The organism is Pacificibacter maritimus (assembly GCF_003814915.1).
Taxonomy (GTDB): domain Bacteria; phylum Pseudomonadota; class Alphaproteobacteria; order Rhodobacterales; family Rhodobacteraceae; genus Celeribacter; species Celeribacter maritimus.
This window is the reverse complement of sequence record NZ_RKQK01000003.1, coordinates 272,567-284,291: the sequence shown is the minus strand read 5'-3', so window position 1 is coordinate 284,291 and position 11,725 is coordinate 272,567. Positions and strand designations below refer to the sequence as shown.

Annotated in this window: 10 protein-coding genes; 7 read left to right on the top strand and 3 right to left on the bottom strand. The window is 50.9% G+C overall.

Translation table 11 applies throughout. From position 1 onward, the window contains the following. Positions 1-203: 203 nt before the first annotated feature. The gene (gene nudC, locus EDD53_RS10665) at positions 204-1,142 is read left to right on the top strand and encodes an NAD(+) diphosphatase (RefSeq protein WP_170162743.1); all 939 of its coding nucleotides are present in this window, start codon (positions 204-206) and stop codon (positions 1,140-1,142) included. Positions 1,143-1,187: 45 nt separating this feature from the next. Further along, positions 1,188-1,661, top strand: coding sequence for an SRPBCC family protein (locus tag EDD53_RS10660; protein ID WP_123793235.1), 474 nt, complete (start codon positions 1,188-1,190; stop codon positions 1,659-1,661). A gap of 39 nt (positions 1,662-1,700) precedes the next feature. Here the strand turns inward: EDD53_RS10660 and EDD53_RS10655 are convergent, their stop codons facing one another. Next, positions 1,701-2,531, bottom strand: a complete 831-nt coding sequence (locus tag EDD53_RS10655; RefSeq protein WP_123793234.1) for a prephenate dehydratase — start codon at positions 2,529-2,531, stop codon at positions 1,701-1,703. Between the two features lie 119 nt (positions 2,532-2,650). Here EDD53_RS10655 and EDD53_RS10650 point away from each other — a divergent pair, with 119 nt between their 5' ends. The 5 genes from EDD53_RS10650 (at position 2,651) to EDD53_RS10630 (ending at position 9,099) form a co-directional block, all read left to right on the top strand. Next, positions 2,651-3,163, top strand: a complete 513-nt coding sequence (locus EDD53_RS10650; RefSeq protein WP_123793233.1) for a c-type cytochrome — start codon at positions 2,651-2,653, stop codon at positions 3,161-3,163. A gap of 216 nt (positions 3,164-3,379) precedes the next feature. Continuing rightward, positions 3,380-5,248, top strand: a complete 1,869-nt coding sequence (locus EDD53_RS10645) for an extracellular solute-binding protein (RefSeq protein WP_123793232.1) — start codon at positions 3,380-3,382, stop codon at positions 5,246-5,248. A 52-nt stretch (positions 5,249-5,300) separates the two neighbouring features. Continuing rightward, positions 5,301-6,392 (top strand): microcin C ABC transporter permease YejB, encoded by a 1,092-nt coding sequence (locus tag EDD53_RS10640; protein WP_123793231.1) that lies wholly within the window; start codon positions 5,301-5,303, stop codon positions 6,390-6,392. Then, positions 6,389-7,495 (top strand): ABC transporter permease, encoded by a 1,107-nt coding sequence (locus tag EDD53_RS10635; protein ID WP_123793230.1) that lies wholly within the window; start codon positions 6,389-6,391, stop codon positions 7,493-7,495. Before EDD53_RS10640 ends, EDD53_RS10635 begins: the two co-directional genes overlap by 4 nt. Then, positions 7,492-9,099 carry an ABC transporter ATP-binding protein gene (locus EDD53_RS10630; RefSeq protein ID WP_123793229.1) on the top strand — a complete coding sequence of 536 codons (1,608 nt, stop codon included), beginning with the start codon at positions 7,492-7,494 and terminating at the stop codon, positions 9,097-9,099. The genes EDD53_RS10635 and EDD53_RS10630 overlap by 4 nt, the downstream gene beginning before the upstream one ends. A 59-nt stretch (positions 9,100-9,158) precedes the next feature. On the opposite strand, the gene EDD53_RS10625 is transcribed toward EDD53_RS10630, so the two are convergent. After that, entirely contained in the window at positions 9,159-10,757 is a 1,599-nt protein-coding gene (locus tag EDD53_RS10625; protein ID WP_123793228.1) for a D-alanyl-D-alanine carboxypeptidase family protein, read from the bottom strand. 227 nt (positions 10,758-10,984) lie between these two features. Then, positions 10,985-11,689, bottom strand: coding sequence for an HAD family hydrolase (locus tag EDD53_RS10620; RefSeq protein ID WP_123793227.1), 705 nt, complete (start codon positions 11,687-11,689; stop codon positions 10,985-10,987). Positions 11,690-11,725 lie beyond the last annotated feature (36 nt).

Here is an 11,725-nt window from a genome sequence, read left to right as displayed (position 1 = left end):
TCGCTGCGTGTTGCGGTGCTCGCTTGGATTTGAACCGAAAGCGACGTTTATAAAACATTCACCAAATTCAATTGCTTGCAAACACATTCCATACTGGATGATAAAAGTTTGCAACTTTTGGTTGAGTTGTCGAACAAGTGTCGCACTTGCGCAACGGGTAGCGCCACGTCATGAAGGGCGTGGAAAAGAAGAGGTTTAGGTTTATGACACTGAATTCGGTCGCATTTGCAGCAGGTCTTTTGGCGCGTCGAGATGACTTGCGGGGCACGTCCGAGGATTTGAAAACCCGCAGTGACGCCCTGTTTGTTCCGATTTGGAAACTCAAACCTTTGATCCATGACACAGGCGATCTTGCGTTTTTACCAGTGGATCACGCCTTTTTATCGCAAGACTTCCCAACGATTTTCATGGGCTTGAACGATCAAGGCATGCCTGTTTTTGCCTGTGATGTCTCGATCGTTGAGATGGATGAAGATGAGCATGAAGGCTCGGGCTTTCTTGATTTGATCGTTCAGCGCCATCGCGAAATTCCCAATGCAGGCTTTGCTGATCTGCGGCAGGTTATGTCACAGCTTTCGCCCAAAGATGCTGAAATTGCATCGACGGCGCGTGCTGTCTTGGGGTGGCACCTTTCTCATGGGTTTTGTTCAACTTGTGGCGCGGCCAGTCAGATCTCCTTGGGCGGATGGAAACGCGAATGTCCGTCCTGTAGTGCCCAGCATTTTCCACGCACTGATCCTTGTGTGATCATGTTAGTGACCCGCGGAAATTCCGTTTTGCTGGGACGCAGCGCGCATTTTCCTGAGGGCATGTATTCGCTTTTGGCGGGGTTCGTCGAGCCAGGAGAGCCCATCGAAGGCGCAGTGCGTCGTGAGGTGATGGAAGAGGCGGGGGTGCAGGTCGGGGATGTGTCTTATGTGACCAGCCAGCCTTGGCCGTTTCCCGGATCATTGATGATCGGCTGCGCGGCGCAGGCATTGAGCCAAGACATCGTGATTGATGAAAATGAACTGCAGGATGCCTTGTGGTTGAGTAAAGAAGACTGCGTTGCAATGGTCGCAGGCGAACATCCCAATATGCGTGCACCAAAAGAGGGCACAATTGCACAGTTTTTAATAACCAAGTGGCTTGCAGATTGTTAAATTTGGACCGATAACTGTTGCGACGTACACAACAGGTAAGGCGCAATGAAATTTTCGACCAGACATGATATCGAAGCACCTGCTGCCTTTGTTTTTGAACAGTTTTCAGATTTCGACGGATTAGAACGTCAGGCCATGCGCCGTGGTGTGGAAGTCCGCCGCAAAACTGCGGATCAACCCCGCGGCGTGGGTGCGGCTTGGGCTTTGCGCGCGCCGTTTCGGGGCAAGTGGCGTGAAATTGATGCGCATTTGACCGAATTTGATGAACCAAATGCCATTGAGGCCGAAGCCAAATCAGGCGGTCTTGATATGACGGTTAGTATCGATCTGGTACCTTTGTCACCGCAGCGCACCCGCGTTAGTTTTGGCTACGAAGTGCGCCCGCAGACGATTTCAGCGCGTATCATGGTGCAGTCGGTGAAATTTGCCAAAGCCTCATTGCAGCGTCGCTTTGAAAAACGTATCGGCAAATTTTGTAGCACGATTGATGCGAAGTTTGAAGAGAAACAACGGGCTTGAGGCCCGCTGTGACTAACCACTATAATTCACGTTTTTGCGCTATGATCGTCTTGGATCTGCAGGATATACACCGATAATCTCAAGCATTTCTGTAAAATACCCTAGCTCATCCAAGGCCAATTTTACATTGGCATCATCAGGGTGGCCTTCGATATCCGCATAAAACTGTGTCGCCGTGAAAACGCCATCGACCATGTAGCTTTCAAGCTTGGTCATGTTCACGCCATTGGTGGCAAAGCCCCCCATTGCTTTATAAAGTGCAGCAGGAATGTTGCGCACGCGGAACATGAATGCGGTGACCATCTTATCGGAACGGCGTGAATGATCCGCTTCGCGTGACATGACCAAGAAACGTGTTGTGTTTAGCTTGTGGTCTTCGATCTGTGGCGCGATGACTTCTAGGCCATACAGTTTTGCTGCCAATTCCGATGCGAGGGCGGCTTGGGATTTATCCCCCCAGTCAGCCACATCCCGCGCCGCACGGGCATTATCGGAACTGCGTTCGCCTTTGATTTTGTTTTGGCTCAAGAAGCCACCACATTGGGGAAGAATCACCGGATGCCCATGCGCGACTTTAATGTCATTTAACGTCGCCCCAGGCACACCCAGCAGATTCACGTGAACCCGCACAAACGTTTCATCTATGATATGCAACCCTGATTCCGGCAAAAGATGATAGACGTCCTGAACGCGGCCGTAGGTAGAGTTTTCGACCGCAATCATACCAAGATCCGCGGCGCCTGAACGTACCGCTTCAAGCGCATCATCAAAGGTTTCACATGGCAAAGGGTCAAAATCAGGCCGAGTCTCAACACAAGCTTGGTGCGAATAAGCTCCGAGTTCTCCTTGAAATGCGATACGTTTGGCCATCTGTGCCCTCATTTTGCTTAAGTTTTTGCAGTATGTCGTTTGGTCGCGGTCTTATACCTTGAAAAGTGGTGATGGAAACGGGTAGATAGCCTCAACTGTTTACATACACGGAACGCGACATGTTCGATACTATGACACTGACTAAAGCTGTAGCAGCAATCTGCGGCACTCTCTTGATCTTGCTTTTCGGCTCTTGGGCTGCGGAAGCTTTGTACCACACAGGCGGTGGTCACGGTGGCCAACAGGCCTATGTGATTGAGGTCGAAGACACTGATGCAGCCGATGAAGTGGTTGAAGTTATTGACTTTGGCCCCATCCTTGCTGCGGCTGACCCTGCAAGTGGTGAAAGCATCTTTGGCAAAAAATGCGCGTCTTGCCACAAGGTTGATGGATCAAACGCAACAGGCCCCCACTTGGATGGTACATTTGACCGCGACATCGGCGCTGTGGATGGATTCGGCTATTCCGCGATCTTGACCGAACTTGAAGGAACATGGACCGCTGATGCGCTCAACGCTTTCTTGGAAAAGCCAAAAGGTTTCGCACCAGGGACAAAAATGACTTTTGCAGGTTTCAAAAAGATCGACGACCGCGCAGATGTGATTGCTTACCTTCAGTCAATCGGTGGGTAACGCTGAAGCCTTTTTTAGCTTAATTTATGACCCCATCGGTTTTCCGGTGGGGTTTTCTTTTGGATGATGTTCAAAATCATATTCCGCCCCTCTGGATTGATCACAGAACGTCACGCAATCTTCACAGTTTCGCAATTTCGCTGTTGGAAGACGTGCAAAAACGATTCAGATTGTGTTGAATGGTTTTAACAACCCAATTCCCTTTGGAGGTTTTGTATGCGTCACCTATCCCGCCTTGTTTTCTCCCCTCTCGCATTTGCCTGTGCTTTGGTGTCATCCAATGCCTTCGCGGCTGAGGGGGACACAATCAAAACCGCATGGTTTTCTGATTGGGGCGCGGCGAAGTATTCAGAACCCTTTGACCACCTTGACTATGTAAACCCTGATGCCCCCAAGGGCGGCAAGATCGTGATTGGCACAGTGGGAACTTTTGACAGTCTGAACCCGTTTGCCACGGGGTCCGGTACGCCAGCTGCCCTGTCATCCTCAATGTACGAACGCCTTATGGCGGGCACGTCTGATGAATATACCGCATCGTATTACTGCTTGTTGTGCGAGACTGTTGAATATCCTGAAAGCCAAGACTGGGCGATTTTCCATCTGCGTAAGGATGTAACCTTTTCGGATGGCAGCCCTATGACCGCCGAAGATGTCGTGTTTTCGTTCAACTTGATGATGGAACAAGGCACGCCGTCATGGCGCGCGGGCGTTTCGCAGATGATCGAAAAAGCCGAAGTCATTGATCCGTACACGGTGAAATACACCTTTATGCCTGATATCCCACGCTCTGGTTTAGTTGGGCAGGCTGGGTCAACACTGGTCTTTCAAAAGAAGTGGTTTGAAGAAACTGGTGAAGGCCTAAATAAATCTCGTGTCGTCGTTTCTCCTGGCACAGCGCCCTATCAAATCTCGGGTTTCAAAGCGGGCGACTGGATCGAATATCAGCGTAATCCTGATTACTGGGGGATCGACCACCCGCTCAAAGTGGGGCGCGATAACTTTGACACCATCCGCGTTCAGTATTTCGGCGATAATATCGGTGTTTTCGAAGCCTTCAAAACGGGTGATATCACATTCCGTCAAGAAACATCGTCCCTCCAATGGGCCACGGCCTATGACTTTCCTGCCTTACAAGAAGGGCATGTGGTGAAAAAGACCTTGGACAAAGGCGCGATGCCGCCTGCTTACGGGATTTTGTTCAACCTGCGTCGCGAAAAGCTGCAAAACCGTGATCTACGCCGTGCCTTGGGATTGATGTTCAACTTCACATGGACCAATGAGACCCTGCAATACGGGCTATTTGAACAACGCGAAAGCTTTTGGAATGCTGGTGATCTCGCCGCAACAGGTGTCGCCACTGGCAAGGAACTGGAATACCTCGAAGGTGTCAAAGATCTGATTCCCGCCGAGATTCTCACAGAGCCTGTTACAATGGCGCATACCTCTGGCGCGCGGTCTTTGGATCGGGGCAATATGCGCAAAGCCTTGGCCTTTATGGAACGTGCAGGCTACACGCCAGGGCAGGATGGCAAACTGGTGAATGCTCAGGGGGAAACACTTGATCTCGAGTTCCTGCAAAACGCGCCAAATTTTGACCGCATCATCGTACCCTATGTGGAAAACCTGCAAGCGCTGGGTGTGAATGCCGTCTACAACCGCGTTGACCCAAACCAATACCAAGCGCGCACGCAAAGCTTTGATTACGATATTATCTATGATGGCTATGTGAATGGCTTTGAAGAAGGGGCGGGCTTCGAACAAAAGTTCGGTTCTGAAGGTGTCGATGACGTATTTAACCCCGCTGGCTATTCTTCACCCGCGATTGACGCTTTGGCCGTCGAAATATTGCAAGCCGAAACCTATGAAGACATGGCAGCCGTTGTGCGTGCTGCTGATCGAATTATGCGCTATGATTACTTTGTTGTGCCTGCATGGTACGGCAGTGACTATTGGGTTGCCTACTATGATATGTATGCGCACCCAGAGGCTGATAAAATGCCGCCACTTGATCTCGGTTACTTGGATTTTTGGTGGTATGATGCTGATAAGGCTGCCCAATTGAAATCCGTGGGCGCGATCAAGTAAGCATTTAATAACAAGGGGTAAATCCCGTTAAACAGGTGGAGGACATCCCGAAATGGGAGCCTATATAATTCGTCGATTGTTGTTGATCATTCCCACATTGCTTGGGATCATGATCATCAACTTCGCGCTGACACAATTTGTGCCCGGCGGGCCGATCGAACAGGTTTTGGCTGATATGAAAGGCGAAGGCGATGCTTTTGCCTCGATCTCGGGCGGGGCAGGCGATGTTGCAGCCGAACTCGACAGTGCGGGTGGTAATTCTGAATATATCGGCGCGCGCGGTTTGCCGCCTGAATTTATTGCTGACTTAGAACGTCAGTTCGGTTTGGATAAACCGCCCTTAGAACAATTCTTGCACATGATGTGGAACTACGTGCGGTTTGATTTTGGCGAGAGCTATTTCAAATCCGAAGGTGTATTGGATCTGGTTTGGGAACGAATGCCTGTGTCGATTTCTCTGGGGCTTTGGGCCACTTTGATTTCTTACATGGTCTCGATCCCCTTGGGCATTCGCAAGGCTGTGCGTGATGGATCGCGCTTTGACACTTGGACCTCTGGCGTGATTATCGTGGCCTATGCGATCCCAAGTTTTCTATTCGCCATCATGCTGCTGGTGCTTTTTGCGGGCGGATCTTATTGGCAAATTTTCCCGTTGCGTGGCTTAACCTCTGCCAATTTTGACGAGCTTAGCCTTTTGGGTAAGATCGCGGATTACGCATGGCATATCGCCCTGCCTGTTTTGGCCATGACCATTTCATCCTTTGCTACGCTGACCTTGCTGACCAAAAATTCTTTTTTGGATGAGATCCGCAAACAATACGTTGTGACGGCCCGCGCTAAGGGGCTGTCAGAGCATCGCGTGCTTTACGGTCATGTTTTTCGTAATGCCATGTTGATTGTGATCGCAGGCTTTCCATCTTTGTTCTTGTCGGTGTTCTTTTCAGGGTCGCTGATCATCGAAACTTTGTTTTCGTTGGATGGGTTAGGGCGCCTTGGGTTCCAAGCGGCCTTGCAGCGCGACTATCCTGTGATCTTTGGCACGATGTTCTTTTTCGGGCTGATCGGACTTGTGGTCGGCATTCTGTCTGATCTGATGTATATTTTTGTCGATCCACGGATCGATTTTGAAAAGAGGGACGCATGATACTTTCCCCCCTCAACCAACGCCGCTTGAGCAATTTCAAGGCAAACAAACGCGCCACTTGGTCTTTGATGATCTTTACGGTGCTGTTCGTTTTATCCTTATTTGCTGAATTTCTGGCCAATGATAAACCGATCTTGGTGCAATATCGTGGCAGCTATTATACGCCGATTTTCAACTTCTATCCCGAAACCGAATTTGGTGGCGATTTTCGAACCGAAGCAGTTTACCGCTATTCTGAGGTCGAATGCCTGATCAAAACAGGCGGTTTGATCGACTGCTTTGATGACCCAGAATCCTATATCGAAGACGCCAAAGACGGGGAAATCAACGGTGAAGCGATTGAAAAAGGCTGGATGATCTGGCCGCCTATTCGCTATTCCTACAACACTCAAGTCGAAGGACCGGGTGCCGCCCCATCACCACCCACCAAGCAAAACTGGCTGGGCACAGATGACACAAAACGCGATGTGACCGCGCGGGTGATCTACGGCTTTCGGCTGTCGATCCTGTTTGCCCTGATTGTCACGGGCGTGTCTTCGGTTATCGGAATTATAGCAGGTGCGATCCAAGGGTTCTTTGGCGGGCGCACCGATTTGATTTTTCAACGTGTTTTGGAAATCTGGAGTTCGATGCCATCGCTTTATGTCATCATCATCCTATTCGCCATTCTAGGTCGATCCTTTTGGTTGCTTGTCTTTGTGACCATTCTATTCGGCTGGCCCGCGCTGACAGGTGTGGTACGCGCAGAGTTTTTACGCGCACGCAATTTCGAATATATCCGTGCGGCGCGCGCCCTTGGCGTGTCCAACTGGACCATCATGTTCCGCCATATGTTACCCAATGCAATGGTCGCCACGGTCACCATGTTGCCCTTCATCATGACTGGCGCGATTGGTACATTGGCCAGCTTGGATTTCTTGGGCTTCGGCCTGCCGACCTCATCACCGTCTTTGGGTGAATTGACAGCACAAGCCAAACAAAACTTACAAGCGCCGTGGTTGGGTTTTACCGCCTTTTTCGTCTACGCGATTATGTTGTCCCTCTTGGTCTTCATCTTTGAAGGAATCCGCGATGCATTTGACCCCAGAAAGACATTCCAATGAGTTTGCTGACCTTCGAAAATCTCAAAGTGTCGTTTGCGCAAGGTGGGGGATTTTCCCCTGCCGTAAAGGGCGTTTCCTTTGATGTGAAAAAGGGGGAAACGGTGGCTTTGGTGGGTGAATCCGGTTCGGGAAAATCGGTCACTGCCCTGTCCTCTGTCAGCCTCTTACCCGATAGCGCCAAGATCGAAGGATCGATCAAGTATCAAGGCCAAGAGATTCGTGGAGCAAGTGAAAAAGAGCTGCGCAAATTGCGTGGCAATGACATTAGTTTTATCTTTCAAGAGCCAATGACATCGCTCAATCCGTTGCATACGATCGAAAAACAACTGTCTGAAATTTTGCTGGTACACCAAGGATTGCGCGGCACCGCTGCGCGGGATCGTGTGATCGAATTGCTGACGCAGGTTGGCATCCATGCGCCAGAAACCCGCCTAAAAGATTACCCGCATCAATTGTCAGGCGGCCAACGCCAGCGCGTGATGATCGCCATGGCTTTGGCAAATGGCCCTGATCTTTTGATTGCGGATGAACCGACAACAGCCCTTGATGTGACAATCCAAGCGCAGATCCTAACGCTTTTGCGCGATTTGCAGGCCTCAATGGGCATGTCGATGCTGTTTATCACCCACGACCTTGGCATCGTGCGCAAATTGGCAGACCGCGTTTGTGTGATGAAAGATGGCGAAATTGTTGAAGCAGGGGTGACCAAAGACATCTTTGATCATCCTACGCATCCCTATACCAAAATGCTATTGGATGCCGAAACAACAGGGCTGCCACCAGCCGTGCCTGATACGGCCGAAGTGATCGCCAAAACCGACGGCTTGCGGGTTTGGTTCCCCATCCAGCGTGGTCTTATGCGTCGCACGGTGGGTCACGTCAAAGCTGTGAATGACGCGCAGTTTACCGTCCGCGCAGGCGAAACTTTGGGTGTTGTCGGCGAAAGTGGATCGGGTAAAACAACGCTTGCCTTGGCGATGATGCGCTTGATCGCCTCCGAAGGGCCTGTCGTCTTTATGGGGCAAGATATCCAAGGTTGGGGACCAAAACAAATTCGCCCTTTGCGCGCTGATATGCAGATCGTTTTCCAAGATCCTTTCGGGTCTTTGTCGCCGCGCATGACTGTGGCTGAAATCATTGCAGAGGGTCTGCGGGTGCATGGGCTTGGCGATTATCCGTCAGTTGAAGCGGCGGTCGTGGAAATCATGACCGAAGTGGGCATCGACCCCGAGGCGCGTCACCGCTATCCGCATGAATTTTCTGGCGGACAACGTCAACGGATTGCCATCGCGCGCGCGATGGTTTTACGCCCTAAACTTTTGGTCTTGGATGAACCGACGTCCGCCTTGGATAAGACCGTGCAGGTGCAGATCGTAAAACTTTTACGCGACCTACAGACCAAGTATAAATTGGCGTATCTGTTTATTTCACACGATCTGAAAGTCGTGCGTGCCGTTAGTCATAAGGTTGTTGTTATGAAGCGCGGTGATGTTGTTGAAATGGGCACGGCAGATCAAGTTTTCGATCATCCGCAAGAAGCCTATACACAGGCTTTGATCGCGGCGGCTTTCGATCTTGATGTGAAAGAGGGCGCTGGGGTTTGACCCGCGCCCTCACATAATTTCAAAGCATTGATATGGCGCCGCGTCGCAACGATTACCCCTTAGGAGGGACCAATCGTTTTGCAATCACTTCCGCGCGCTTCCAACTTGCGGCAGGTTAATGCCGCAACATCTTGCGATAGTCCTAGGAAATTCGCGTCAAATCCGCGACTGCTGCGGGCCACTTTGCGCAAGGCTCCATCCAAGCTGTCCAGTTCTGATAAGGCTGTTTTCAAAAGAACTTTGCGCGCTTCATATTCAGATCCGTAGGTGCCGATATTGATGCCCCAATGGCGATTGCCAGATGTGGACATGCGGGTCACGATTTCTGGGCCTTGTTCCAAAGCAGGGTCGATACTGGCCACTGTAGGCTCGATATCTGTCAATTGCATCTGTTCAGGACGTGGGATCGGGCGAATGCTTGGCACCGCTGCAACAGCTGCAACTGCGGTCTGTGTTTCTGGCTGTAAGTCCGCCACAGGAGAGGGCTCAGGCGCAACAGCTGCGGCTGTTTCAAGCAATTCCACAGCTTGCTCAGCTGCGGTTTCTGCTGCGACAAACACAGCATCATCTTGGTTTGATTCCGTGATCACATTGAAAATGTCGTCAGACATTGCGACCAACATACTTTCCTGCTCTGGGGCAAGCGCCAAAAGGGGGCGTGTTTGCGGCAGTGGGCTTGAATTCATCGTAATTTGCGCACGGACAATCTTTGACGCGGTGCGCGGTGTGCGCCCCGAATCGGCCACCATGACAGCCCCCGTCGACGCTTTGCCCATATAGGGCGGGCGTTGCGGTTTGTGCACAGCAACGCGCGTGCCTGCGCGCTTAAACCCAAGATCCATCAATTCAGTGACCTTCGCGTTGCGTGTCACTGTAGAACGCCCGCCGAATACAGTCGTGATAATACGCTCTTGGCCCTTTTGTGCCGAAGCCACAAGGTTGAAACCCGCCGCCGATGTATAGCCAGTCTTGATTCCATCGGCGCCTTGGTAGCTGTTCAAGAAACGCGAATTGGTATGCGTCACCGTGCGCACGCCCGCATCAGCGGTTTTGCGTGAAAACAGGTTATAATATTCAGGATAGTCATAAAAGACGTGACGCCCAAGCACGCTCATATCCCGTGCTGTGGAGAGGTGGCCAGCTTCAGTTAGGCCATGGGCGTTTTTGAAAGTTGTACGGGACATGCCCATGGCTTTGGCTGTGCGGTTCATACGGCGTGCAAAACCCGCTTCTGATCCTTCAATAGCCTCTCCAATCGCTGTGGCTGCATCATTTGCAGATTTTACAGCAGCGGCGCGTATCAAATACCTAAGCTTAATCTTTTGTCCAGACTTCAGCCCCAAACGTGAGGGCGGCTCTGCCGCAGCAGTGCGTGAAATTGTGACTTCAGTATCCAGCGAAATTTCACCATTTTCAATCGCCTCAAAGGCAATATACAGCGTCATCATTTTGGTCAAAGAGGCAGGGTGTAGCCGCGTGTCGGCGTTACTGGCGTGTAAAACTTTTCCGTTGCGCGCATCCATCACCAGCGCTGCATATTCCGCAGCAAAGGTTTGACTCATGGAAGACGCCACCATGAACACTGCGCAGAGCAAGATCGAGAAAATGCTCTTGGGTACGGCACACGCTTTCAAGCGTGCTTGCACGTTGCTTACCATAATATATCTGCCTCTGTGTGTCGGATCATTTCGCCCAACTTATTTCACCACCCTAGCACAAGGGTTGTGCTGAGAAAACTATGAATTTTAAGGGGTTGTGCGGGGCTGTATCGCGGCAACGCTATATGTAGTGGCTGTGCTTTTCGCTGACTCTAGATCAAGATTCTAAACCCAGAAATTCGGGCTGCGTTGGCGATAAACTTTTTTTCCGCCTGCTAAATGATCGATTATGTCGAAAGGGTGTGAATAAGATCGGGTAAGCCAAATAAATTTTCTAGCTCGTGAAACCTTGCGTGACCCACGGGCGGGGCGGCATGTTCAATGGCCCAAGTGAGATTGTGCGGCACGAAAACGCCCCATGCGCCCGCTTGAATAGGGGCGATCACATCGGATTTCATCGAGTTACCCACCATCATCGCGCTGTTGGGATCAATCTGGCGGTGCGTGAAAATGTTGCGATATGTGGCGCAATCCTTCGCGGATACAATTTCGATTCCGTCAAACTTATCGCCCAAGCCAGATTGGGCGAGTTTGCGTTCTTGATCCAATAGGTCGCCCTTGGTGATCATTAAAATATCATAGTCAGATGCAAGTTTTTCGATGGTTTCAGTCACGCCGTCTAGCAAATGGATGGGGTGTCGCAACATGTCTTGGCCCGCATCAATCAACTCTTTGATGACTGTGGCAGGAACCTTTTCATCGGTGACTTCAATTGCCGTTTCTATCATCGACAAAACGAACCCTTTGATGCCAAACCCGTAGTGTCCCAAGTTGCGGCGCTCGGCCGCAAGCAGACGTGCGGCCAAGGTGTCGGGGTCGGTGTAATCCACCAAGAGCTGCGCAAAGCGATCTTGGGTGAGGCGAAAAAAAGCTTCGTTTTCCCAAAGCGTATCGTCGGCATCGAATGCAATTGTCGAAAATTTATGCGGCATTTAACAGCTCTCCTTAACCGCCATCGACATAACCCT

Coding starts and splice junctions, on each gene's coding strand:
- EDD53_RS10650 (WP_123793233.1), top strand. CDS start 2,651: ATGTTCGATACTATGACACTGACTAAAGCTGTAGCAGCAATCTGCGGC.
- EDD53_RS10655 (WP_123793234.1), bottom strand. CDS start 2,531: ATGGCCAAACGTATCGCATTTCAAGGAGAACTCGGAGCTTATTCGCAC.
- EDD53_RS10645 (WP_123793232.1), top strand. CDS start 3,380: ATGCGTCACCTATCCCGCCTTGTTTTCTCCCCTCTCGCATTTGCCTGT.
- nudC (WP_170162743.1), top strand. CDS start 204: ATGACACTGAATTCGGTCGCATTTGCAGCAGGTCTTTTGGCGCGTCGA.
- EDD53_RS10635 (WP_123793230.1), top strand. CDS start 6,389: ATGATACTTTCCCCCCTCAACCAACGCCGCTTGAGCAATTTCAAGGCA.
- EDD53_RS10630 (WP_123793229.1), top strand. CDS start 7,492: ATGAGTTTGCTGACCTTCGAAAATCTCAAAGTGTCGTTTGCGCAAGGT.
- EDD53_RS10620 (WP_123793227.1), bottom strand. CDS start 11,689: ATGCCGCATAAATTTTCGACAATTGCATTCGATGCCGACGATACGCTT.
- EDD53_RS10640 (WP_123793231.1), top strand. CDS start 5,301: ATGGGAGCCTATATAATTCGTCGATTGTTGTTGATCATTCCCACATTG.
- EDD53_RS10660 (WP_123793235.1), top strand. CDS start 1,188: ATGAAATTTTCGACCAGACATGATATCGAAGCACCTGCTGCCTTTGTT.
- EDD53_RS10625 (WP_123793228.1), bottom strand. CDS start 10,757: ATGGTAAGCAACGTGCAAGCACGCTTGAAAGCGTGTGCCGTACCCAAG.